Genomic DNA, 25,760 nt, shown 5'->3' with positions numbered 1-25,760 from the left:
ATGAAAAAAGTCGTAAAAGTAAATGGCAGCAGTTTGACTATTGAAGATGTAGTTGCAGTTGCAAGATTTAATGCTAAAGTTGAACTTGCAGAAGGTCAAGAAGAAATAATTTTAAAATCGAGAAAATTTGTTGAAGATGCACTAGATGCTGGCGAAGCAATTTATGGCATCAACACAGGCTTTGGAAAATTCTCAACAGTTTCTATTTCTGAAAAGGAACTAGATCTTCTACAAAAAAACTTGATCATTTCAGATGCTTGTGGCGTTGGCGAAAATTTTGATACAGAAATTGTCAGAGCCATGATGGTTCTTAGACTCAACTCAATTATCAAAGGATTCTCTGGAGTTTTAATGTCAACAGTTAATTGTTTAATGGAAATGTTAAACAAGGGAGTCCATCCAATTATAAGAAGCAAGGGATCTGTTGGAGCAAGTGGAGACTTATGTCCATTGGCACATATGGTTCTTCCAATGATTGGTTTAGGCGAAGCTGAGTTTGAAGGTGAAGTTTTACCAGGAAAAGAAGCCATGAAAAAAGCTGGTATTGATACAATTACCCTAAAGGCTAAGGAAGGTCTTGCTCTTATTAATGGAACTCAAGCTATGATGGCAAATGCAACTCTAGCTGTTTATGATACAGAAAAATTATTAAAGGAAGCTGACATAATTGCATCTCTTACAATTGATTCACTTGGTGGAATTATCGATGCCTTCGACGAAAGAGTTCACCTAGTTCGTCCACACAAGGGGCAATTAGACGCAGCTCAAAACATTAGAAATCTTTTAAAAGACTCAAAACTTGTAACAAAACAAGGCGAAGTTAGGATGCAAGACTCCTATTCATTAAGATGTATTCCACAAGTTCATGGCGGCTCAAGACTTGCCTTTGATTATGTAAAACAAACTATTGAAACAGAAATAAACTCAGTTACTGATAATCCACTTATTTTTAGTGGTGAAGATGGAGCTTGTATCTCTGGTGGAAACTTCCACGGACAACCAATTGCAATTGCAGCAGATACTTTGGGAATTTTAGTTTCTGAAATAGCAAATATCTCTGAAAGAAGAATAGAAAAGCTAGTTAACCCTGCACTATCTCATGGACTACCAGCTTTCTTAGTTAAGCATGGTGGAGTAAATGATGGATTTATGATTCCTCAATATGTTGCAGCGGCTCTAGTTTCTGAAAACAAAGTTTTAGCTCACCCAGCTTGTGTAGATTCAATTCCTACATCTGCTAACCAAGAAGACCATGTATCTATGGGAACAATTGGAGCAAGAAAGGCTAGAACAATAGTTGATCACGCTCAACATGTTTTAAGTATTGAACTACTATGTGCAGCTCAAGCAGCAGACTTTAGAGAAGTGGAAAAACTTGGCAAGGGTTCAAGAGCAACTTATGATCTTGTAAGAGAAAGTGTTGATTTTATGGAAAATGATGTAGTTTTCTATCCTGAAATGGACAAAACTTTCGAAATGGTTAAATCTGGAAAGCTTTTAGATAAAGTTGAAGAAGTAGTTGGAAAATTAAATTAAGGGGTAGATTATGGATAAGATTTTGATGGCGGAAGTAAATATTAGCGAAGGTACTGACTTAGACTTGATTGAGCAAGTTAAGGAAGCATTTTTATCAGTTGATGGCATAGAAGTTGTTGATATCGACTCTAACAAGGACCACAATAGAACTGTATTCACATATAAGGGTTGTCCTGATAATGTCTTGGAAGCAACAAAAAGACTTGCTAAGAAAGCAGTTGAATTAATTGACATGACAAAACATAAGGGATCACACCCAAGAATGGGAGCAGTTGATGTTGTTCCATTTATTCCTGTTAGAGAAATGACTACTGAAGACTGTGTAGTTATTGCTAAAGAGTTTGGTAAATACTTGGGAAGCCTTGGTGTTCCAGTTTACTTCTACGAAGATGCTCAAGATAAAGAGTACAGAAAATCCCTTCCAAAAATTAGAAAAGGTCAATATGAAGGTCTAGAAGAAAAGATGAAGGACGAAGCTTGGATACCTGATGAAGGACCAAAGGAATTCAATCCTAAATCTGGAGCAACTGTTACAGGAGCTAGATTTCCACTTGTAGCTTTCAACATAAACCTAGATACAGAAGATCTTGAAATTGGTAAGGAAATAGTAAAATCTGTAAGAGCAGCAGCTGGTGGATATACTTTTGTGAGAGCTATTGCCTTAGCACTTGAAGAGCAAAAGCAAGTTCAAGTTTCTATGAATATGATAAATTATGAAAAAACTCCTATTCACAGAGTTTACGAAACAATCAAATCAGAAGCAAGTAGATACAATGTAAATATTGTTGATACTGAATTAGTTGGACCTGTTCCTCTAGCAGCTATTAGAGATGTTTTAGATTTCTACATTAGAATTTCTAAGAACTTCTCAATAGACCAAGTTTATTAATTAAAAAATTTAAGAGACCCTTAGGGGTCTCTTTATTGGAAATTTTGAAAGGGCGATTAAAACTTAAATATAAGTATAAATAAATCTAGGAAACATGAAAACGTTATTCTCATTTATTCAATATCGTGTTTTAATATAATACAATAGAAAAGGAGTTGTTTATTATGAAAGAAAAGAAAAAATTTGAATTACCTCACATCTATGTTCTGCTTAGTGCAATAATTATTGTATGTACGATTCTAACATGGATATTACCAACAGGTGAGTTCTTAAGGAAAGCGAATGAAGCAGGCATAGAAGTTGCTGTTCCTGGTACATATCACTTAGTTGATAGGTCACCAGTAGGTTTCTTTGATATGGTTCAATCTTTTTACAAAGGTATGGTAGATGCAGGACCTGTAATATTCTTTGTATTTGTTTCCTTCTCATCTATTGGACTAATTTTGGAAACAGGAGCAATTAATGGTCTAATTGCTAGTATTTTGAGAAATTCAAAAGATAAAACTCAAATTATGATTATTCCAATTTTTATTACTTTAATTGGAATAGCTTCTTCTACTATTGGAGTATTTGAAGAAATGATGCCATTTATCCCTGTTTTTGCTGGTATATGTGTTGCTATGGGTTATGATGCCATTGTAGGTATGTCAATTGTCGCGCTAGGAACTGCTATTGGATATAGTGGTGCCATAGTTAACCCTTTTACAGTAGGCATGGCTCAAAATATCGCAGGTCTTCCACAGTTATCAGGAGCTTGGTATAGAATAATATGTCATATTACTTTAATAATTGTTGCGTCAATTTACACAATGCGTTATGCAAGAAGAATTAAAAATGCCCCACAGTTAAGTTTTGTTTATGGTGACTCTAATAAACATGAATTAGACAATGAAGAACTTATGAGCTATAGATTTGGAATAAGAGAAAAATTAGTTTTACTTATTTTAGCAGCTGGAATCGCTGTTATAGTTTATGGATCCTATAACTATGGTTGGTACTTTAACGAAACAAATGCTGTTTTCCTATTAATGGGTATATCAAGTGCCTTAGTAATGGGATGGAGTTTTACTAAAATAGCAGAAAACATTTCAAAGAGTTTCACAGATGTGGCTATGGCTTGTATGATGATTGGTATTGCAAGAGGAATTCTTATAGTTTTAAAAGATGGAAATATTATTGATTCAATAGTATACGGTTTATCAATACCGCTTTCATATTTACCAAAAGTTTTGATGGGACCAGCAATGTTGGTTTTCCAAACAATATTGAATTTCTTTATACCATCAGGTTCTGGACAAGCTGTAACAAGTATGCCTATTATGGCTCCATTAGCTGATTTACTTGGAATTTCTAGACAAGTCTCCGTACTTGCTTTTCAATTTGGAGATGGATTTTCAAATATAGTTTGGCCTACTGCATTTGCACCTATAGTTTGTGGTATAGCAGGAGTTAAATTAGAAAAATGGTGGAAATTTATTATTCCACTTTTTGGATTAATATTAATAGCACAATCAGTATTATTAATGATTGCAATAATTATTAACTATGTATAGGAGATTTTAATTATGAATATACAAAAGAGATTAATTGAAAATATTGACGAGTATAAAGAAGAAGCATTTGCATTAAATAAATATTTATTCGATAATCCTGAGTTATCAGGTCAAGAATTTGGATCTGTAAAAAAAATAAAAGAAGTTTTATCAAAACACGATATAGCAGTAGAAGATAGTTATTATGATATTGAAACAGCTTTTTTAGGAAAAGTTATAGAAAAAAAAGATTCTAAAATTAGAATTGGAATTTTAACAGAATATGATGCTCTTCCAGGAGTTGGGCACGCTTGTGGACACTCAGCTTCCTGTGCTTTATCTGTTTTATCTGCCTTAGTTATTAAACATAATGAAGATTTAATAAATGCCAATGTAGATATTATAGGAACGCCAGATGAAGAAAATGAAGGTTTGAAAATTCCAATGGCTGATAGGGGTGCCTTTGACAAGTACGACTATGTAATAATGGTACACTTAGATACAAACAATAGACCTAATTGGAAATTATTGGCTTTTGAAACTTTTAAAATAGAATTTTTTGGAAGACCGGCTCACGCAGCAGCATCCCCATGGGAAGGAAATTCAGCGTTAGATGGTCTAATGCTTGCAATCCATGGATTTGATTTAATGAGAAAATGTGTAAGGCCAGAAACAATAATTGAAGGTTATATAACAAATGGTGGTGTTGCAACAAACGTAATACCAGAGTATGCTAGTGGTATTTATACATTTAGGTCTAATGATTCAAAATATGTTGAAGATACGTTAGTTCCATGGATGAAAGATGTAATAGAAGGCAGTGCTAAGGCAACAAGGACAAAATTTAATATTACTAGACATGGTTACCCTTTTATGGACATGAAATATAATACAACTGGTACTAATTTAATTTCCAAAATAATGGAAGAAAATGGAATGGAAAATAGTGAACATGAAAAAGCAGCAGGTTCATCAGATATTGGAAATGTAAGTTACAGATGTCCAGCTTTTCATCCTTCTGTAGCTATTACTCACAAGGATATTAGTTTGCATACAAAAGAATTTGCTGATTTAGTAGGATCTGATGCTTCGAAGAAAGCAATAACAAATGGTGCAAAAACAATTTTAGGATTTATTGGAGCAACTTTAGATGATACAGATATAATAAAAGAAATAAAAAATGAGTATGAAGGAAAGTGAATTCATTAATATACTTGTATAAATAGTTTATGAAAATTTTCAAATAGAAGGTAGAGTGTCCCTAAAAAGTAGGACTTAATCGAGTGAGCAAAATGCTTACTCGATTTTGTTTTACATAAAAATATTTGTTAGAGATTTACTCCCCTACAGATATTATAGAGCCTTTATTAATAAAAAGTATTTCAAAGAGACGAAATTTCGTCTCTTTTTTAAATTTCAGGAGATATTTCTATATAGAAAAGGAAAGTACTATGTGATAAACTTATTAGCGGAGAGATATATGGAAAAAATAAAAATTTTTGGAGTTGAAATTTTTAACATTGATAATAAAGAGTGTGAAAAAATCTTAAGAGACTTCTTAAAGACAGAGGGTCTTAAAAAAATTTACACGCCAAACACAGAGATTGTCATGGCAGCTAAAAGAGACGAGGAGCTTAGACATTTAATTAATTCAGGCGATTTAATTTTGGCTGATGGCATTGGTCTTATCTACGCATCAAAGATGAGAAAGAAGCCTTTAAAAGAAAGGGTCACAGGTTTTGATACTTCTATTAAACTTCTTGAGCTGGCAGATGAGATGGGACTTAATTTATATTTTTTAGGTGGCAAGGAAGGCGTGGCAGAGGATGCCGCAAAGTCCGTCAATGAAAAGTATAAAAATCTTCACGTTGCAGCTTATCACAATGGTTATTTTAACTCTAGGATAGATGGCGAAACTTCGCCGGAAGAAAAAAAGATAATTGAAGAGATAAATTCAAAGGACATTGACATCATCTTCGTCGGTTTTGGCTTTCCTCGTCAGGAAAAGTGGATTGACGAATTTAAAGATGATTTAAAGGCAAAAGTTATTATTGGAAATGGTGGCGTCCTTGACATTTTATCTGGCAGGGCAAATAGGGCACCAGAGATTTTTATTAAGCTTGGGCTGGAGTGGCTCTACAGGCTTATAAAAAACCCATCTAGGTTAAAGAGGCAAATTGATTTGCCAAAGTTTTTGTTAGCAGTTATGAGAGATAAAAATTCAGTTGAGTGAGGAGTGGAATTTTGAATATCGAAAATAAAGCAGTTAATACTATAAGAATGCTGTCAGTGGATCAAATTGAAAGTGCAAACTCAGGTCACCCTGGTCTTCCACTAGGTGCTGCCCCAATGGCTTATGCACTTTTTAAAAATCATTTAGTGAGAGATTCTAAGGACTTAGATTGGGAAAATAGGGACAGATTTATCTTGTCTGCAGGACATGGGTCTGCTCTTTTATATTCACTTTTCTATTTATTTGATTATGGTCTAAGCCTTGATGATTTAAAAAACTTTAGACAACTTGACTCAAAGACTCCAGGTCATCCTGAGTATAATCACACTAGGGGAGTTGAAGCAACTACTGGTCCTCTTGGTCAAGGAGTTTCCATGGCAGTTGGTATGGCCCTTGCAGAAGAAAAACTTGCAGCTCTTTACAACAAAGATGACTTAAAACTTGTAGACCACTATACTTATGCCCTAGTTGGCGATGGCTGTTTAATGGAAGGAATTTCCAACGAGGCATCTTCCCTTGCAGGCACATTAAAATTAAGTAAATTAATTGTCCTTTACGATTCAAATAAAATTTCCATTGAAGGCTCAACTGACCTTGCCTTCTCTGAAGATGTGAGAAAGAGATATGAAGCTCTTGGCTGGGACACTTTCCTAGTTAGTGATGGAAATAATTTAGACGAAATAAATGAAAAAATTGAAGAGGCAAAAAAATCAGAAAGGCCAGCACTAATTGAAGTGAAGACAAAAATTGGCTACGGCTCACCTAGAGAAGACTCTGCAAAGGCTCACGGCGAACCTCTTGGTAAGGAAAATAGAAAGTCAACTCGTGAGTTTTTTGGACTTCCAGACAAAGATTTTTATGTGGCAGATGATGTGAGAGACCACTTCAAAAAAATTGTAGAAGAAAATACAAAAAAAGCTACTGAAAAGAAAAAAATTGAAGAAGAGTATGCTAAAAAATATCCAAAGGAATATGAGGACTACAAGGCTTCCTTTAATCCTGAAAAGAAGGAATTATTAGAAGATTCTTATTACGATTCTTTCACTAAGGACATGGCAACTCGTAGCGTATCTGGAGAAGTTTTAAATAAAATTGCAAAAGACAACATCCATATCTTTGGCGGCTCTGCCGACTTAGGTCCATCAAATAAGACTATGTTAAAGGGCGAAGAATATTTTTCAAAGAAAAATAGATCTGGCAGAAACTTAACCTTTGGCGTTCGCGAAAATGCCATGGGAGCCATTACTAATGGAATCCTCCTTCACGGCGGACTAAAAACTTATGCTGCAACATTTTTAGTATTTAGCGATTATCTAAAGCCAACAATTAGACTTGCTGCCCTAATGAACTTGCCTAATGTCTACATCTTCACTCACGACTCCATTGGAGTTGGCGAAGATGGCCCAACTCATGAACCAATTGAGCACTTGGCTATGCTAAGATCAATTCCTGGCATCATTGTTTTGAGACCAGCTGATGGAAGAGAGACTGCAGCGTCACTTAACCTTGCCTTTAATTCTAAGAACACACCTGTTGTTCTTGCCCTTTCAAGACAAAACTTGCCACAACTTGAAAATTCATCAAGAGACATTATGAAGGGCGCCTATATAATTAAGGAAGAAGAGGGCGAGCTTGAAAAAATTGTAATTGCAACAGGCTCTGAAGTTTCTCTTGCTCTTGAAGCAGCAAAGGGACTTAAGGGAGTGCGTGTGGTTTCAATGCCTTCTATGGAACTTTTTGATGGGCAATCCTCTGATTACAAGGAAAAAATCCTTCCTTCAAAAATAGAAAAGAGAATTTCTCTTGAAGCACTTTCATCCTTTGGCTGGCACAAGTACATTGGCATAAAGGGCATGGCAATTTCCATAGATACCTTTGGTGCAAGTGGCAAGGGCTCTGAAGTCTTTGAAAGATTTGGCTTCACAGCAGAAAATATTAAGAGAAAGATAGAAGAATTTTAAAATAAAAAATAAAAGGGAGGGCGACCTCCTTTTTTATTTAGGAAAAACTGAGAGGTAAAGATGAACTTAATTAAAGAAAAAAGATGGGCGATAATTTTTTCTCTTATGGCAATGCTCCTTTGGGGTTCTGCCATTCCCCTCATAAAGCTGACCTACCTTCACGCAGGCATCCTCCCCGATGATCCTGGTGGAAAAATTTTTATTGCAGGAATTAGATTTTTTATGGCGGGACTCTTGACCTATATATACTTTTTTCTTTTCAACAAGGAAAAAGTTGAGAGGGACAAAATAAATTTCAAATTCATAATAATTTTGGCGTTAATACAGACCACACTCCAGTACAGCACCTACTACATCGGTCTTTCCAACACCCTGGGCTCACTCGCGGCAGTCATCCAGGCATCCAATGCCTTTATAACTGTAATAATTTCTGTAATTTTAATTGCCGACGAAAAACTTACAGGGAGAAAGCTTGCAGCCCTAATTATTGGCTCCCTTGGCTTAATCATAATAAACTTAAAGGATAGAGGGAGTTTTCACTTTAAACTTACAGGTGAAGGATTTATTTTAATCGCCACAACACTTAACGCCCTTGCATCAGTTTTAATAAGAAAATATGGAAGAGACCAAAATTCCTTTTTGATGACGGGGACACAATTTCTCCTTGGAGCGACTCCACTTATAATCATTGGTGCCTTGACTCACACATCCCTTGTGAACTTTGACCTTAAGCTCTTTCTCATGCTGTCTTACGGCGCTTTTATCTCAGCAACTAGCTTTACAATCTGGACATCAGTCCTACAGGCCCACAGCGCCAGTGAGTTTGGGATTTACAAATTATTTATTCCGATTTTCGGAACGATTTTATCTGTCCTTTTCCTCGGCGAAGAGCTCACAATCTATATAATACTTGGACTAATTTTTGTCCTCCTGGGCGCAGTGGTCTTGAATAAAAAATAAAGGATTAAGAGATGTCTCGGCATCTCTTTTTAATTGCAAAAAAATGTAAAAATAATTTTATAAATGTTATAATTAAGTCGGGAGTGATATTTTGAAATTAAAGAAAAATCACGCAATTATTTTAGTTTTATTATTAATATTTTTTGGATTTATATATTTTAACCACAAAAATTTTTCCAAGGACAGAACCATTGTTAGGCTTAAGGGTGTAAGTGTCAATGAGCCCATAGAGGACTTTTCCATTTCATCTAAGTCAGTTTTTTTGTGGGCTGATCCTGTTTTATACATAACAGATAGAGACGGCAACATAATTAAAAAAATTCAGAGAGAAGACGAAAACATTGAGGCCTTTTTTGCTAACAACTACGCTTTTTTGTATGAAAAGGACTTGGGCAAGGTCCACATGTATTCTGAAATGGGCGAGCTCCTTTCTACAACTGATGTAAAGGGCGAAGTTTTTAATATTTCCTACGAAAATGCAAATATTATCTTTCATGTAGTTGACGAGAATAATGAAATTTTATACTTAATGGGCAACGACTCCACTCTCACAGAAATTTACAGGACGGGAAATCAAATTTTAACTCACGACATTTTAGATTCAAAAAATCTTTCTGTTGCAGAGATAAAAAATGACGCCAGTGGCTACTCTTCTCTTCTTTATTCTCTCCACAAGGGAAATAAAAAGAGTCAGGTCTTAAATCACGAGATAGTATTTTTTGTGAAAAAGGACAAGAGGTCTGTCCTCGCCCTTACAGACAAGGCGATTTATAGGTTTATGGACGCAGGCAAAAAGTATGAAGGGAAGATCCCCAATGTCTCCGATGTTTTAGTGGAAGGCAGGGACACTTATCTCCTTCACTCAGGCATTATCACCAAGTATGATTATGCCCTAAAGCCTGGCGAGAAAAAAATAATTGCAGCCAATGTCAACAAAATGGAAAATGTCTCTGGCTCAATTTATGTCTATGGACCTAGCGATGTTGGTGGAGAGATAGGAAATCGTGGAGAGTTTTACACGAGACTTGGCTACTCTCTTGATAAAATAAAAATCAACGGACTTTTAATTGGCGCCCTTAGAAATGGCGAGCTAAATCTTTATTCCGTTGTCAATTCAAATACAGTGAGAGAAGATGAAAATAGAATAGAAACCACTTATAAAGAGGTGTAAGGTGAATTTAGAGAAAAACACAAGCGCTGTTGCAAATGAAGCTGATAAAGCCCTTCAGTCTACCTTTGGTGGACTTGGCTCTTGGCAGAGGTTTGCTGTAGTTGCCGCCATAATTATTGGAATTTTTATAATTTTACAAATTATAGATGGTTTTATTAATAGACAATTAAATTCGGAAAAGATAAAGGAAAAGGGATCCTACAACAGGATTGTCACAGTTGCAAATTTAATAAAGAGAATAATAAAAGTCGTCTTAATTTTTATTGGTATAACAATAATCATGAGCGTCTTTGAAATTTCCATTGCGCCCATACTTGCAACTCTAGGTGTTTTTTCACTGGCAATAGGTGTTGGCGCCCAAAATCTGGTGAAGGACCTCATCAATGGATTTTTTATTATCTTTGAGGACCAGTACTCTGTTGGCGACTTAGTTGAGATAGGAGACATTGAAGGCGTAGTCGAAGATGTGGGTCTTAGGGTTACAAAGATTCGCGACTTCAATAAAATTCTTCACATAATTCCCAACAGCAATATCTCCATTGTCTCCAACAAGGAAAGGGCAAATGTGAGGACGAGAATTGATTTTTATGTAGACAATTCTTGCGACCCATCCTTTGTAAGTGAGAAAATAAAGGAAGCCCTAGAAAAATATAGGGACCACGAGGACATGGTCCTGGGACCAAATCTTTGGGGAGTTACTGAAAATGGCAAGGATGCCTACATGATGAGTCTTGTCTACTATACAAGGCAGGGCGACCAATACGACCTTGAATATGCAATAAGAGCAGAGATTTTAAAAACTATGCAAAGAGAAAAAATAAAAATGCCAATTATTAGAAATAAATTGATACAAAGGGAGGACAGTGATGCTATACTATAACTTGGGTGACATCGTTACGCTAAAAAAGGGACATCCCTGTGGCGAAAATAAATGGGAGATAGTGAGAAAGGGTGCCGACATAAAGTTGAAGTGCCTAGGTTGCGAAAGAATCATTTGGATGAGCCGAATGGATTTTGAAAAAAGGGTTAGAAAAATTTTAGAAGATGATAAATTTGTTAGCATAATCCATCACAAGAAAGAAGGAGAATAAAATGGATGTAAAAGAAATTTATGATGCCAAGGAAAGATTAAAGGGTCACATTAAGGAAACGCCAGTAGTTTATGCCCCAAACCTAGGAGAAGATGTTTACTTAAAAGTAGAAGTTTTGCAAGACACAGGCTCTTTTAAACTAAGAGGAGCTTATAACAAAATTGCAACTCTTACTGACGAAGAAGCAGAAAAAGGTGTTGTAGCTTGCTCTGCAGGTAACCACGCTCAAGGTGTTGCAAAATCAGCAACTGAAAGAGGAATAAGATCTATAATCTGTATGCCATACCATGCACCACTTTCCAAGGTTCAAGCAACAAGAAACTATGGAGCAGAAGTAGAACTTGTTAAGGATTCCTTTGATGACGCAGCAGCTTATGCAGCAAAACTATCCAAGGAAGAAGGCTTCACTTTTATAGCACCTTTTGATGATGAAAAAGTTATTGCAGGACAAGGAACTATTGGACTTGAAATTTTGGAAAAACTTCCTGACACAGACATAATAGTTGCGCCAATTGGTGGCGGCGGACTTATTTCTGGTATCGCCCTTGCAGCAAAGAGCATCAACCCTAACATAAAGATCATTGGAGTTCAAACAAAAATATCTCCAAGCATGTATGAATCAATTAAAGAGGGAAAAATTTTAACAGTAAAGGGCGGCTCAACAATTGCCGATGGCATTGCAGTAAAAACTCCAGGAAAACTTACTTTTGACATAGTTAAGGAATATGTTGACGAAATAGTATTGGTAACTGAAGGAGAAATTTCATCCGCAATTCTTACCCTTCTTGAAAAAAATAAAATTATAACAGAAGGAGCAGCTGCATCAACAGTAGCAGCCTTGATGTACAAGAAATTCAACCACAAGGGCAAAAAAGTTTGCTGCGTACTTTCTGGCGGCAACATTGATGTAACAAGAGTTTCAAAGGTTATTGAAAAGGGTCTTTACAAGACTAACAGAAGAATGGAACTTAAGATCAAATTAAATGACCAACCAGGAGAAATGACTCGTATGACAAAACTTCTTGAAAGAGAAGGAGCAAATATAGTTAAAATTGGTCAAAACATAGATGTAGTTGGCGACACAATTGATGCCATGATAGTTAACCTAGTTATTGACACAAAGGACAAGGCACATCAAGAGCAAATAATCACAGCCCTAAACCAAGACTTCTATGTATTTAAGGCAAATTATAACGACACACAGTTTTAAATAAATTAGCTTAAAGAGAAGAGGGTTCGCCCTCTTTTTTCTTTTGCAAAAAAATTTAAAAAATTTTTTAAAGAAAGGTCAAAAAACGTCAAAAATACTATTGACATACTTTGACCAATGTCCTATACTATAAATAGTTAGCAGATGAGTTCATCGGCTGCTAATAATTTAAATATAAAGGGGAGTTTTTAAATGAGTATTAGACCATATGAAAAAAATAATTTGAGAGATACAAGATTTGATGATTTTTATGACATGATAGATTCTTTCTTTAACGACGACTTCACACCTCAAAGGGCAATGAGAGCTGCTACTTTTAAGGTTGATGTTATTGACGAAGACAAGGACTACAAAGTTGAGGCTGAACTTCCTGGATTTTCTAAAGACGAAATTGACATAGACTTTGAGGAAGGCAAACTTACAATTTCAGCTGAAAAAAATGAAGAAGTTAATGAAGAAAACAAGGAAAAAAATTACATTCACAGAGAAAGAAAGTCATCAAAGATGATGAGAAGGATGTTCTTTAAAGATATAGACGAAGAAAATATGTCTGCAAGGCTTGAAGGTGGAATTCTAGAAATTACAATTCCTAAAAAAACTGAAGAAAAGAAAAATAAAAAGATTGAAATTAAATAATCTTTTGATAAAATTTTAGAAAATATTAAAACTTGATAAGTACAAATTAGAATATTCATAAATAATCTAAAAAGAATAATTTAAGACCGAGGGCGACCTCGGTTTTTTTGTGGCATAAAATTTGATTAAATATAATTTAAAAATTTTTTATCAAAATAAAGCTGTCGACCCTACAAAAATAAAGGGTAGATGAAAATTTTTTTATTTATTATAATGAAATTGGAGGCTTTATGATAAATTCAGATATTATTGCGAGACTGTCCACCTATGCGCTCATCTATGAAGTGTCCCTCAGCCCAAAGCCTGGGCTTGTCACTTTAATAGATCAGGGTGCCCACGTGGACATGGATTACATAGATTTTATAAATTCAGCTTTAGTTCTTCACGACTACTTTAAAATTGCCTATGAGCTTGGTGAAAAGTCGACAGGCGAAGACTATAAAGAGCTCAGAAAATTTGGCGTAATTTATGAGGAGAAGATGAAAAGGGCCACAGCTGGTGCCAACACCCACAAAGGAATTATTTTTTCTCTGGGGCTTATGGTATATGCTACTGCCATAGAAATAAAAAAAGAAAAATTTTCCTTTGAAAAAATTATTGCTAGAGTTTCTTATTTAAACAGGGGAATTACTGGTGAATTAAATAAAAAATCTGCCACAAGTCATGGGGAAGAAAATTTTAAAAAGTACGGTGTTAAGGGCATAAGAGAAGAGGCTGAAGAGGGCTTTGCAAAGGCCCTTCTCGGTTTAGAATTTTTGAAGAAGGCTGAAAAAGAAGTGAACTTTGACTACGCTCTTACAGGCACCCTTTATTATTACATGACCTTTATTGAGGACTCAAATATTATAAAGAGGGGCGGACTGGAAGGACTTGAATTTTTAAAAGACCGCGCCAACTATGTCCTTGCGAACAAACTTTACATGACTTCAGAGGGCATGAGGGAGATTGAAAAAATTAATGGAGACTTTAAAAGTAGAAACTTAAGTCCAGGTGGCTGTGCCGACTTTTTAATTTTAAGTCTTTATTTTTATCTATTGGAGGATTACATTGATTGATTACAGACAAGTGATGAAATTCGAAAAAAAGAATATTGAAAAATTTTTAAAGGGCTTTGACATTAATTACGAAAAGGATGTGGACTACACTCTTGCTGCCTTTGATGGTGACAAAATTGTGGGCACAGGTTCAGCTGCTGGAAGAGTATTAAAGTGCTTTGCCATTGACGAGAACTACCAGGGCATGGGAATAACCAACGCAATTATAACAAGGCTAATAGATTATCAGTATGAAAGGGGCGAAAGGCACCTCTTTATATTCACAAAGCCAAAAAATATAAAAATATTTTCAGACTTCGGCTTTTCTCTTGTGGAAGAGACAGAAGATGTGGCGCTCCTTGACAATAAAATTGAAGAACTTCATAAAATTTTAAAAAGCATGGAAGATGATAGGGAGTCTGGGGCAATAGTAATAAACGCCAACCCCATGACCAAGGGTCACCTCTACTTAATTGAAGAGGCGAGAAAAATGACAGACCTCCTCCACGTCTTTATGGTGGAAGAAGATGGGTCAACTTTTCCCTATGAATTTCGATATAAAATCGTGGCAGAAGAAGTTTCAAAGTTTGACAATGTAATTCTTCACAGGGGCAACGACTACATCATTTCAAAAAACACCTTCCCAACCTATTTTTACAAGGACGAAAAGACAGTTTTAAAGGCTTATTCAGAACTTGACACAAAAATTTTTGGAAGCTACTTTGTAAAAGCCCTAAACATAAAAAAAAGATTTGTGGGCACAGAAGATAAAGACCTGGTGACAAAAAATTACAATGACACAATGAAAAAAATCTTGCCAAATTATGGAGTTGAGCTGGTAGAAATTCCTAGGATAGAAAGCGGCGGCCAAGTAATTTCTGCATCAAGAGTTAGAAAACTTTTAAAAGAGAGAAAATTTGAAGAAGCCTATAAGTACTTGGCTGATGCCACAATTGTGGCACTAAAATCAGAGGAAGGGCAGAGGATAATAAATGAAAGACTCTAAAATTATTGCCATGAGAGAAATGCTTGAGGCAAAGGAAGAGAGATATTACAAGATAAAAGCTTTGACGGAAAAATATGACTTGCCAGTCCTATCCTTTATGCTAAATATTCCTGGCGAAGAAAAAAATTTTCATGAGGCATTGTCTTTTCATGAAAAATATATAAAAAAGATTCAAAAAATTTTAGAAGAAAATGAAATAAAAATTATATTTGAAGAATATCAAAACCTAAAAACTGGAATGGAATACCTTGCAGTCATTGATGATGAAGGAAAATTTATAAAGGAAAAAATGATTGAGCTTGAAGAAGAGAGCCTTGGCGGAAGACTTCTCGACATAGACATCTACGACAGGGACTTTAAACAAATATCAAGGTCAAGCTTAAATCTTCCTGAGAGAAAGTGCATAATATGCGAGGACATAGCAAGAACCTGCATCAAGGAAGAAAGGCACAGCCTAGATGAGTTAAAGGAAAAAGTAAGAGAAATTTTAAAAAGTGAATGAGAATAAAACAACCCCCAAAGATTATAATAAACATAATCTTGGGGGTTGTTTTATCAATGTTCTATATAGTATTTACTATTTCCAAAGCCATCAAAGCCGTTAAAGTTCCCAAAGCCATTGTCATCGCCAAAGTCATTTTTCTTGCCATAGTCCCTATAGTCTCCCCTAAAAAGAGTTGTCCCAACAATAAAGTAGCTATTTTTACCAAGGCCGCCCTTTCTTATATTATTGCTTGCTCGGACTTGAACACTTAGACAAGTATAGTTGGGATCCATCATATTGTCTCGATGACCTGGAGAATTCCACCAATTTGTATAAAACTTTTCTGCCATAGCCCTTTCATCAGTCAATATTTTATTAAGATCTGCCATCATTTCATCGCCGCTATAGGAATAAGCCAGATTGGCGAGATTTTCTCCACGAGTAGTTGTTTTAAGCTGGGACTCTAAATAGTCGACAGCTGTGTCCCACTTGCTTCCATCTAAGCGAACATGACTCCTTCCGTTGACAGTAATGGAACCATATTTTGCCAGCTCTTCAGAACGAGCAATGCATCCCCTATCTAAGTCATCAGCCCAGCTAAGAGGATTGAGACCTAATTTTTGACGGTCTGCATTTACCAGAGCCAAAAACTCTTGATGAAATCTATCGTGGTTAAAACTTTCGCCATTGTTAAAGGAATTTATTATTTCCATATTGCTTTTTCCCGCAGTTTTTTTATTTTCAGCATTATTAGTAACAGGATTAGGATTTTCTGATGGATTTGTGCCAATATATCCAGGTAAGTCTATTTCAATTGTTTCCTTTGCATTCTTTTTAGAATTTTCCAAGGAATTTAACTGTGAAGGCTTGCCTTCATTTGATAAAGAATTAAAAATCATGACGAATACATCGCCACGAGGAGCATAATCATTGGGATTAAAATTTCCAATGCCACTATTTGGTCCAATAATTCCCATGGAATTTGCCCAATTTATCCATGAAGATGGCCATGTTGCCTTATCCACATCAGAACTTGTCAAGTCAGCTTTGTTGGCAGCAACTAAAATTTTTAGAATTTCAGCATAGGTAATATTATTAGAAGCTTTAAAACTTCCGTCAGGATAGCCAGCAAGGGCAGGAATGCCTTGTGGATTTTTTATTTGACAGGCAGCTTCAACATAGGACCTAGCCCAATGATCCATGTCTAGGTCCTTAAAAACTTGCTTGCCACTAGCCTTGGCATTTACGCCCTTTATTTGCGTAAGGACAACAGCAATTTCTGCACGAGTAATGTTTTTATCTAGACCAAGACTTCCATCAGGATAACCCTTCACCACGCCAGAACTTTTTAAAGCATCAATTTTATCATTTCTTTCAGATGCCAGGACTGAACTTGGAATCAAAAGACTTGTCGCCAACAAAATGACAGAAAAGATTTTACAAAATTTTTTCATTAAATTCTCCTTAAAATTTATCTTATTTATGTAAATAATTATTTTACCAGACTCAAGGGCATTAATAGAAAAATAAACACTAAAGCCCAGATATTAGTATAAGTGATTTAAGAAACTTATGCCACAAAATAAGCTAATAAATACAAAAAAAGAGAAAAATATTTTCAAGAAAATAACAACCCAAAATAGAAATGGAATAACTTGTAGTATTTGATGAAGAAGGAAAATTTACAAAGGAATAAAAATACATATAGGCATACTCTATACCTACACTTGTTTTTTAATATTAGTTTTATAAGGGGTGTTTTGATAGAATTTTTACAAGAGGTGAATATTTTGGAAAAAATTAAAATGGAAAATCCAATAGTTGAAATGGATGGAGATGAGATGACTAGGGTCATCTGGAAAGATATAAAAAAAGAATTACTTGAACCCTACATTGATTTAAAAGTTGACTACTATGATTTATCAATGGAAAATAGAAATGACACTGATGACGAGGTTACACTTGATTCAGCAAAGGCTGTAGAAAAACACAAGGTAGGCGTTAAGTGTGCTACTATAACAGCCAACGAAGACAGAGTAAAGGAATTTGACCTAAAAAAAATCTATCCATCGCCAAATGCTACAATAAGAGCATATCTTGACGGAGTAATGTTTAGAGAACCTATTACCTTTGATTGTTTGGACATTTTAATCCCAACATGGAAGGAACCAATAGCAATAGCAAGGCATTCCTTTGGAGATATTTATGTTTCAAAATCTTTTAGCCTAAAAAAAGGCGAAGAATTAAATGTTTCAATTAATGGAGAAAATAAATATTCATATAAACCGGATTACGATGCAATATTTTTAACTCAATATAACAAAGTTGAGTCAATAAAATATTTTGCACATGAGTGTTTTAAATATGCACTTGAAAAAAAGATGAATTTAATTTTTTCAACTAAGGACACAGTAGTTCCAGGTTATGATTCTGTTTTTAAAGAAATATTTAACGAAACTTTTGAAGAATATAGAAAAGAATTCGAAAAGAATGGATTAGTTTACAATTATTACTTAATCGATAATGCCATAGCACAAATAATGAAATCAAAGGGTAACATTCTTTGGACTCTAAAAAATTATGACGGCGATGTAATGAGTGATATGATTTCTGCAGTTTATGGATCACTATCACTGATGGAATCTTCGATAATTGGAAATGGAACTTATCTATATGAAGCAGCACATGGAACAGTAACGGATCACTACAGAAGGTATCAAGAGGGTGAGATCACTTCCACAAACTCAGTTGCACTAATATTTACTTGGGCGTCTGGCATTGAAAAGAGGGGCCAACTTGATGGAAATAAAGAATTAGAAGAATTTGGTGTAAAATTAAAGAAAGCTGTTAGAGCCACTATAGAAAATGGATTTATAACAGGCGATTTAATATCAAGTTATAATAAAAAAGATTACGTAAAAGTAAATTACATTGAATTTATAGAAAAGGTAAAAGAATTTTTAGACAAGTCTCTATAAATTATGAGAGCAGGCAAGGTTAACTGACCTCCAAGAGTTAGTTTTTAAATCTAACTCTTGGGATTATTATTAAAAGCTTGCTCTTTTTTTATTGTCAATGAAAAAGGATTTGTGTTATGAAATGTTTATTAATTATAAAAAAAGCATGAATTGTAAAACCAAAAAGAATTCCCATATAGAAAAGCAAGATAATAGAAAAGAAGGGTACAAAAAAACCGGCTCTAAGCCGGCTTTTAATCTTAACTTTATAGATGTATTATTCCAAATACTAGACCAGCTATAACCATTAAAACGGATACAGGGTATAGATATTTGAAAGAGAACTTGATGTGGTCCTTTAATTCTAGATCTTCAACTAGTCCAAGTGCAAGATAAGTTGCAGGAACAAGTGGAGATATCATTAGGGATACGTTCTTTCCAATTAACATAGCCATAGCTGTGTTTATTCCTTCTACGCCAAAAGCCTTTCCAACTTCAATAATTGGTGGCATTAGTCCAAAGAAGTATGCATCAGTACCTACTAACATTCCCATAGGAAGTGCTAGGAATCCAAAGATTAGGTGAGTAAATCTGCCAAGGGCACTAGGAATAATATTTGTAAGAGTAATTGCCATTGCTTCAATCATTCCAGTTCCGTCCATTATACCGACCATAATACCTGCTGATAAAATTGTTGCGGAGATAGTTAAAGCAGATGCAGCGTGCTCCTTAATTTTTTCATTCTGTGCCTTAAGACTAGGATAGTTAATGCAAAGAGCAAGAGATAGCCCAATCATAAATACATAGTAAGATTGAAGGACATCGACCATTAAAAGACCAATTACAGCAATAGTTAAAATAATATTTAATGGGAGAAGCTTCTTAAATCTTGGGTCAAGTTCTTCTTTAGTCTTTTCAACAACTGAAGAGTCAATCTTCAAAGTTGTTCCTGCCCCTCTTTTCTTCTCTATGGTACCGAGGATAACAGCCAAAGTTATTGTAGAAACTATACCAAAGATTTGAATTGGTATTAATTTTAACCAAAGTCCAGTTGCATCAACACCAAGAACTGTTGCAGCTCTTGCGACAGGTCCACCCCATGGTAAAAGGTTCATAACACCCATGGAACAAGCAGTTAAACAAAGTAAAACTTGAGGTCTTATTCCCATTCTCTTGTATATAGGATACATTGTTGGGATAGTAATAAGTACAGTTGTTGCTGTAGCACCGTCAAGGTGAGCTATTATACCTATTATTCCTGTTGCAACTGTGATTGCAATAACATTTTCTCCCGCCATAGCAACAAGTTTATCTACTATGACATCAAATACTCCAACATCACTCATAATGCAGAAGAATATAATGGAGAAAATAAATAAAATAGAGTTGTTAGAAACTGTTTTCATACCTTCGCCAATCATTTCTTTAAGATCGGCAATATTAGTTCCAATTAAAAGAGCAGCTAAACTAGGAACCAAAACAAGAACAACAATGGGACTCATCTTTCCTTTTAATAGCAAAACTATAATTGCTAAAACTAATAAAAAACCTACTAATGATAACATAATTTACCTCCCGTTATGTAATTGACATAAAGTCTTCATATATATAAAATATTATCGTACTAAAGAGGCTATATAACAAATATGAATTAAAAATAGGTCATATAGTTTTTAACTATGGGAGTGGATTATGAACGATAGAGAATTACTTTATATTAAAACTATAGCTGACACTAAGTCAATTTCCAAGGCGGCAGAGGAGCTTTTTATTGCCCAGCCAAGTCTTAGTCAATCTCTTCAAAGGATAGAAAGAGAATTAGGCACTCATTTATTTATTCGGGAACCAAGGGGAATGAAATTAACCTATGCAGGAGAAAAATATTATCTTATGGCAAAGGAAATCCTCGATATTTACAGTGACTTCAAGTCTGAAATAACTCACATAAATGAATTAAAGGCAGGGAGGCTAGTCATAGGCATTGCCAGATATATGGGAATGAATATTCTACCCAATGTTCTACCAGATTTTAACAAAAATTATCCGAATATCGAAATTATTATTAGAGAAGAGAACACAAGAGTACTTGAAAACTTGGTACTAGGTGGAAATGTTGATTTTGCACTTACTCATGTTCATAAAAAGGAAATGAATGAGAAAATAAATTATGAAATCCTCAAGGAAGACGAATTTCTCTTAGTAACTCCAAAAGCTTATTTAAAAGATTCATACAAAATAAAAGTTAAAGATGGAAAAAGTTATGTGGATTTGAGAGATCTTGAGGGAGAAAAATTTATTCTTCTAGATATTAATAAGGGCATAAGAAAAGTTCAAGACAGAACGATAAAATCTTATGGTATAAGCCCAGATGTCGTCTTTACTACAAAAAACTTTGAAACTGCAAAAAGACTTGCTGCCAATGGAATGGGGATTACTATAATACCCAAGGACTATTTAAACATCTTTAGCCAAGATAAAAATTATGACAGCTTTAATTTATCTGGGACAGAAGAAAATATTTGGTACACTGCAATTCTAACAATCCCAGATATATACAAGTCCCAAGCTACTAAAGTTTTTATAGATGAGGTAAAAAAGTTTTTTAAATAAATTTAATTTTAAAGGACTGTTTTTATTAAAGTACTTCTTGTTTTTCAAAGTAAAATTAATTCAATATATTAAGCTAATAAATTTAAAGAAAAGCAAGCAATGACCTTATTTTTTCAAAATTAATTGCTATTTTAAAAGCGTTGTCACAAAATAATTTTGTTGGACCTACAACATAACATTTGCTGCAAACTGCGAGAAATAGGCTTTATCTTATTGCGTAACAATGAGTTTTTAGGGTATTATAAAAGTAAATGTAAAGGAGGTTTTTTCTATGAAGAAAAAATATTTTGGACTTAACCTTCCAATGTTATTGGTTTTAGCAATAATTGTTTTCATAGCAACATACACGGGAGTTTTGTCAAAAGATTTAGCGGGCGGCGTTGCCCTTATGTTCGCAATAGGTATTATTTTATATGAAATTGGAGAGATTATTCCAATCTGGAATACTTATGTTGGTGGTGGACTTGTTCTTGCCTTCTTGGGTACAGCAGTTTTAGTTTATCTAAATGTTATACCAGAAGAATATGTAGAACTTATTTCATCTGTTAACTCAAAGCCTATGGGACTATTAAACTTCTTTATCATAATGCTTATCTCTGGTTCACTTCTAGGACTTAATAGAGATCTTATGATCAAGTCTTTTGCAGGATATATTCCAGCAATCCTTGGTGGAGTTTTAGGTGCTGCCATTCTTGGCATTATTGGGGGATTTTTCTTTGGAGTTTCTCCATCTGAAACTGTTTTAAAGTATGTTCTTCCAGTAATGGGTGGAGGTAACGGTGCAGGTGCAGTTCCTCTAAGTCAAATTTATGAAAGAGTTACAGGAGATGCTGCTGCAAACTACTATGGTTTTGCTATTTCAATTCTTACAATTGCAAATATCTTTGCTATTATTGCAGGTGGTATTTTAAATAAGATTGGAAGCAGTAAGCCAGGCCTTACAGGAGATAAGAAAACTCTTATGAGATCAGCTCCTGAAATTGAACAAAATGAAGAAAAGTTCACTACACAATTAAAGGACTACGCTGGAGCAATTTTAATGGCTCTTACTTTCTACCAACTAGGAAGACTAATCGCAGATAAAGTTTGGGATCCACTAGTTCCTTCAGTGCCAATTCATCCCTTTGCTTTTATGATTATTATTGTTGCTCTTGCTAATGGACTTGGAATTGTTCCTGGACCACTTAGACAAGCTGCTAAGGAAGTTCAATCTTTCTTCACAAAAAACATTGTAATCTTAATTATGGTTGGGGTTGGTGTTGAAACTGACTTAGTTGAACTAAGAGACGCTATCACTTTTGGAAATGTTGTTATGTCATTTTTAATTGTTGTTGGTGCTGTTATTGGTTCAGGACTTGTTGGACACCTTGTAGGATTCTTCTTTGTTGACTCTGCTGTTACTGCAGGACTTTGTATGGCAAACAGAGGTGGATCTGGAGACTTGGCAGTTCTTGGAGCAGCTGACAGAATGGATTTAATTTCTTATGCACAACTTTCATCAAGACTTGGCGGAGGTATTATACTTGTTATAGGATCAATACTCTTTGGAACGCTCATGTAGTAGGAGGGATATTTTTGAAACTAAAAAAAGAAGCAATGGCTGGAACTCTTGAGTCAAATGATATTTTAATAACAGTTGACAACGGCGAAGGCATTTCCATTGAACTTGAAAGTTCAGTGAAAAAACAATTTGGCAAACAAATTGAAAAAGTTATTAGAGATACCTTAGAAGAATTAAAGGTAGAAAATGCAAAAGTTACTGCTGTAGACAAGGGAGCCTTGGACTACACTATTAAAGCAAGAGTAGAAGCAGCATGCTTTAGAGCAGCTGAAAGTACAGAATATAATTGGAGCTGATATTTTGAAAGAGAGATTAAGAAGAACAATGATGTTTCTTCCAGGTAACAACCCTGCTAACATCACTGATGCTCATATTTATGGCCCTGATTCAATTATGATCGACCTTGAAGATGCAACGAGTATCAATCAAAAAGATGCGGCAAGATTTTTAGTTTACAATGCACTTAAAACTTTAGACTACGGAAAAACTGAAGTTGTTGTAAGAATAAATGCCCTTGACACACCTTTTGGACGTGAAGATATTAAGGCAGTGGTTAAAGCTGGAGTAGATGTAATTAGATTACCAAAATCAGAAACTGCACAAGATGTAAAAGATGTAGACGAAATTATTACAGAAGTAGAAGAAGAAATGGGATGCCAAGGAAGAACTCTTATGATGGCTGCCATTGAATCTCCAACTGGTGTAATTAATGCAGTTGACATTGCAAAGGCATCACCTAGAATGATGGGTATTGCCCTTGGAGCTGCCGACTATGTTACAAATTTAAAGACACAAAGGTCTAAACATGGTTGGGAACTTTTTGCAGCAAGAAGTCAAATTGTACTTGCAGCAAGAAATGCAGGCATTGCTTGTTTCGATACAGTTAACACAAACTTAAGCGACATGGATGCCTTTAGAGAAGAAGTTCAATTTATTAAGGACCTTGGCTTTGATGGCAAGTCTGTTATTCACCCTAAACAGATTGCTGTTGTAAATGAAGTTTACACACCAACTGAAAAAGACATTACTAAGTCACTAAGAATTATAGCAGGTTCAAAGGAAGCTGAAAGAAAGGGCTCTGGAGTTATTACAGTTGACGGAAAAATGGTTGACTATCCAGTTATTGCTGGTGCACAAAGAGTTCTTGACCTTGCAGTAGCAAGTGGAGTGCTAAAGAAGGAGGATATTGATGAACTATAATAAAAATGCAGTAGGAAGAGATATCCCTGAATACCTCGAAGGCATTGGCGAACTTGTTCCTTTTAAAGGCGAAGGCAAATATCTTAGAACTGATAGAAAGGCTTCTCCCAAAATTAGATATGGAAGAAGAGACGAAAGTAAACTTTTAGGCTCTATTGAAGAAGCTGTAAAGAAAAGTGGACTTAAGGATGGAATGACAATTTCCTTCCACCACCACCTAAGAAATGGTGACTATGTTGTAAATATGGTTATGCAAGTTATTGCTGATATGGGCATTAAGGACCTAACTCTTGCTCCATCATCACTATCACCTTGCCACGACAAACTAATTCCGCTAATTGAAAAAGGTGTAATCACTGGCATTCAATCATCAGGACTTAGGGGAGAACTTGGAGAAAAAATCTCACAAGGAATCCTTAAAAAACCATGTATAATTCGTTCTCACGGTGGCCGTGCAAGAGCTATTGAAGATGGCGAACTTCACATTGATGTAGCCTTTTTAGCTGCACCATCTTGTGACGAATACGGCAACATGAATGGTAGAGAAGGAAAAGCTGCTTGTGGCTCACTAGGCTATGCCATAGTTGACGCTCAGTATGCTGACTGCGTAATTGCAATCACAGATAATCTTGTACCTTTCCCTAACATTCCTGCATCAATTGGCATGATGTATGTTGATTATGTAGTTGAAGTTGACGCAATAGGGGACCCTAAGGGGATTGTTTCTGGCTCAATTAGATTTAATGACAACCCAAGAGATTTATTGATTGCCAATAATGCTGTAAAGGCAATTAAGGCATCTGGACTTTATAAAGATGGCTTTAGATTCCAAACTGGAGCTGCAGGTTCAACACTTGCAGTGGCAAAACTTCTTCGTGAAGAAATGAAGAAGGACAATATAAAAGCTTCAATGGCACTTGGTGGAATCACTGGATATATGGTGACAATGCTTGAAGAAGGTCTAATTGATGGTATTTACGATACACAATCCTTTGACCTTGATGCAGTAAGATCAATTCGCGAAAATCCAAAGCACTTTGAACAAACAGCATCATCTTATGCAAATCCAAACAACCCAACACCAGCAGTTAACACTCTTGACTTTGTACTACTTGGCGCACTTGAAATCGACACAGACTTCAATGTCAATGTAATGACAAGATCAGATGGAGTAATCAACCAAGCAGTTGGTGGACACCAAGACACTGCACCTGGAGCAAAGATGTCACTTATCCTTGCACCACTTGTAAGGTCAAGAAATCCAATTATCATGGATAAGGTTACAACAGTTTGTACACCTGGCGAATCCGTTGATGTAGTATGTACAGACTACGGCATTGCTGTAAATCCAAAGAGAAAAGACCTAATTGAAAAATTTGAAGAAGCTGGACTTGAAATTAAAGACATCAAAGAATTGCAACAAATGGCAGAAAAACTTACAGGTAAACCTGAAGAAATTAAGTTCTCTGATGAAGTAGTTGCAGTTGTAGAATACAGAGATGGTTCTATAATTGATGTAATTAAAAAGGAAGCTTAAAGTAAAAAATCTAACTATACTATTAAGAGAGGCTGCGGTCTCTCTTTTTTTGACTTTTATAAGAAGTTCTTGGTCTCAAAATTTATTCATGGTAAAAATTTTGACCCTGAAAAAATTTTGGGCTACTTGAAAAATTTTAAATCCATAAGCAA

General features: G+C 35.1%; 23 protein-coding genes. 21 read left to right on the top strand and 2 right to left on the bottom strand.

Annotated elements, in window-relative coordinates:
- The 15 genes from hutH (at window position 1) to citX (ending at window position 15,761) form a co-directional block, all read left to right on the top strand.
- On the top strand, window positions 1-1,536 hold the full coding sequence (gene hutH / locus WMO19_RS02310) for a histidine ammonia-lyase (protein ID WP_349170071.1): 1,536 nt from the start codon (window positions 1-3) through the stop codon (window positions 1,534-1,536).
- Window positions 1,537-1,546: 10 nt separating this feature from the next.
- Complete coding sequence (ftcD, locus tag WMO19_RS02305; protein ID WP_349170041.1) at window positions 1,547-2,425, top strand: glutamate formimidoyltransferase; 879 nt, start codon at window positions 1,547-1,549, stop codon at window positions 2,423-2,425.
- A gap of 164 nt (window positions 2,426-2,589) precedes the next feature.
- Window positions 2,590-3,978 (top strand): YfcC family protein, encoded by a 1,389-nt coding sequence (locus tag WMO19_RS02300; protein WP_349170040.1) that lies wholly within the window; start codon window positions 2,590-2,592, stop codon window positions 3,976-3,978.
- Between the two features lie 12 nt (window positions 3,979-3,990).
- Entirely contained in the window at window positions 3,991-5,157 is a 1,167-nt protein-coding gene (locus WMO19_RS02295; protein ID WP_349170039.1) for an amidohydrolase, read from the top strand.
- Window positions 5,158-5,437: 280 nt separating this feature from the next.
- The gene (locus tag WMO19_RS02290) at window positions 5,438-6,190 is read left to right on the top strand and encodes a WecB/TagA/CpsF family glycosyltransferase (RefSeq protein WP_349170038.1); all 753 of its coding nucleotides are present in this window, start codon (window positions 5,438-5,440) and stop codon (window positions 6,188-6,190) included.
- Between the two features lie 11 nt (window positions 6,191-6,201).
- Window positions 6,202-8,151, top strand: a complete 1,950-nt coding sequence (gene tkt / locus WMO19_RS02285; protein WP_349170037.1) for a transketolase — start codon at window positions 6,202-6,204, stop codon at window positions 8,149-8,151.
- A gap of 60 nt (window positions 8,152-8,211) precedes the next feature.
- A complete protein-coding gene (locus WMO19_RS02280; protein ID WP_349170036.1) occupies window positions 8,212-9,111 on the top strand; it encodes a DMT family transporter in 900 nt (299 codons plus the stop codon).
- Window positions 9,112-9,202: 91 nt separating this feature from the next.
- Window positions 9,203-10,282, top strand: a complete 1,080-nt coding sequence (locus WMO19_RS02275; protein ID WP_316719591.1) for a hypothetical protein — start codon at window positions 9,203-9,205, stop codon at window positions 10,280-10,282.
- A 1-nt stretch (window position 10,283) separates the two neighbouring features.
- Complete coding sequence (locus WMO19_RS02270; RefSeq protein ID WP_349170035.1) at window positions 10,284-11,162, top strand: mechanosensitive ion channel family protein; 879 nt, start codon at window positions 10,284-10,286, stop codon at window positions 11,160-11,162.
- Window positions 11,149-11,373, top strand: a complete 225-nt coding sequence (locus WMO19_RS02265; RefSeq protein ID WP_019125222.1) for a DUF951 domain-containing protein — start codon at window positions 11,149-11,151, stop codon at window positions 11,371-11,373. The genes WMO19_RS02270 and WMO19_RS02265 overlap by 14 nt, the downstream gene beginning before the upstream one ends.
- Before the next feature lies 1 nt (window position 11,374).
- Window positions 11,375-12,583 carry a threonine ammonia-lyase gene (ilvA, locus tag WMO19_RS02260; protein WP_349170034.1) on the top strand — a complete coding sequence of 403 codons (1,209 nt, stop codon included), beginning with the start codon at window positions 11,375-11,377 and terminating at the stop codon, window positions 12,581-12,583.
- A gap of 192 nt (window positions 12,584-12,775) precedes the next feature.
- A complete protein-coding gene (locus WMO19_RS02255) occupies window positions 12,776-13,219 on the top strand; it encodes an Hsp20 family protein (protein ID WP_349170033.1) in 444 nt (147 codons plus the stop codon).
- Window positions 13,220-13,449: 230 nt separating this feature from the next.
- Window positions 13,450-14,274, top strand: coding sequence for a triphosphoribosyl-dephospho-CoA synthase (locus WMO19_RS02250; protein WP_349170032.1), 825 nt, complete (start codon window positions 13,450-13,452; stop codon window positions 14,272-14,274).
- Window positions 14,267-15,259: a [citrate (pro-3S)-lyase] ligase gene (citC, locus tag WMO19_RS02245; protein WP_349170031.1), complete on the top strand. Its 993-nt coding sequence runs from the start codon at window positions 14,267-14,269 to the stop codon at window positions 15,257-15,259. Before WMO19_RS02250 ends, citC begins: the two co-directional genes overlap by 8 nt.
- On the top strand, window positions 15,246-15,761 hold the full coding sequence (citX, locus tag WMO19_RS02240; protein ID WP_349170030.1) for a citrate lyase holo-[acyl-carrier protein] synthase: 516 nt from the start codon (window positions 15,246-15,248) through the stop codon (window positions 15,759-15,761). The genes citC and citX overlap by 14 nt, the downstream gene beginning before the upstream one ends.
- 53 nt (window positions 15,762-15,814) lie before the next feature.
- On the opposite strand, the gene WMO19_RS02235 is transcribed toward citX, so the two are convergent.
- On the bottom strand, window positions 15,815-17,197 hold the full coding sequence (locus tag WMO19_RS02235) for an S-layer homology domain-containing protein (RefSeq protein WP_349170029.1): 1,383 nt from the start codon (window positions 17,195-17,197) through the stop codon (window positions 15,815-15,817).
- Between the two features lie 336 nt (window positions 17,198-17,533).
- Between WMO19_RS02235 and WMO19_RS02230 the strand changes: the two genes are divergently transcribed.
- Window positions 17,534-18,721 carry an NADP-dependent isocitrate dehydrogenase gene (locus tag WMO19_RS02230; RefSeq protein WP_349170028.1) on the top strand — a complete coding sequence of 396 codons (1,188 nt, stop codon included), beginning with the start codon at window positions 17,534-17,536 and terminating at the stop codon, window positions 18,719-18,721.
- A 245-nt stretch (window positions 18,722-18,966) separates the two neighbouring features.
- On the opposite strand, the gene WMO19_RS02225 is transcribed toward WMO19_RS02230, so the two are convergent.
- Window positions 18,967-20,265 (bottom strand): CitMHS family transporter, encoded by a 1,299-nt coding sequence (locus WMO19_RS02225; protein WP_349170027.1) that lies wholly within the window; start codon window positions 20,263-20,265, stop codon window positions 18,967-18,969.
- A gap of 127 nt (window positions 20,266-20,392) precedes the next feature.
- Between WMO19_RS02225 and WMO19_RS02220 the strand changes: the two genes are divergently transcribed.
- The 5 genes from WMO19_RS02220 to citF all read left to right on the top strand — a co-directional run bounded on the left by WMO19_RS02220 (window position 20,393) and on the right by citF (window position 25,608).
- The gene (locus WMO19_RS02220; protein ID WP_349170026.1) at window positions 20,393-21,310 is read left to right on the top strand and encodes a LysR family transcriptional regulator; all 918 of its coding nucleotides are present in this window, start codon (window positions 20,393-20,395) and stop codon (window positions 21,308-21,310) included.
- A gap of 271 nt (window positions 21,311-21,581) precedes the next feature.
- Window positions 21,582-22,871 (top strand): 2-hydroxycarboxylate transporter family protein, encoded by a 1,290-nt coding sequence (locus WMO19_RS02215; RefSeq protein WP_349170025.1) that lies wholly within the window; start codon window positions 21,582-21,584, stop codon window positions 22,869-22,871.
- Window positions 22,872-22,885: 14 nt separating this feature from the next.
- Window positions 22,886-23,167: a citrate lyase acyl carrier protein gene (gene citD / locus WMO19_RS02210; protein WP_316719598.1), complete on the top strand. Its 282-nt coding sequence runs from the start codon at window positions 22,886-22,888 to the stop codon at window positions 23,165-23,167.
- A 4-nt stretch (window positions 23,168-23,171) separates the two neighbouring features.
- Window positions 23,172-24,071, top strand: coding sequence for a citrate (pro-3S)-lyase subunit beta (citE, locus tag WMO19_RS02205; RefSeq protein WP_277218272.1), 900 nt, complete (start codon window positions 23,172-23,174; stop codon window positions 24,069-24,071).
- Window positions 24,061-25,608 carry a citrate lyase subunit alpha gene (gene citF, locus WMO19_RS02200; RefSeq protein WP_349170024.1) on the top strand — a complete coding sequence of 516 codons (1,548 nt, stop codon included), beginning with the start codon at window positions 24,061-24,063 and terminating at the stop codon, window positions 25,606-25,608. The genes citE and citF overlap by 11 nt, the downstream gene beginning before the upstream one ends.
- The last annotated feature ends 152 nt before the right edge of the window (window positions 25,609-25,760 follow it).

The organism is Peptoniphilus hominis (ex Hitch et al. 2025) (assembly GCF_040096015.1).
Taxonomy (GTDB): domain Bacteria; phylum Bacillota; class Clostridia; order Tissierellales; family Peptoniphilaceae; genus Peptoniphilus_A; species Peptoniphilus_A hominis.
The sequence above is the reverse complement of the archived record's forward strand: the minus strand, read 5'-3'. Positions and strand labels throughout refer to the sequence as shown.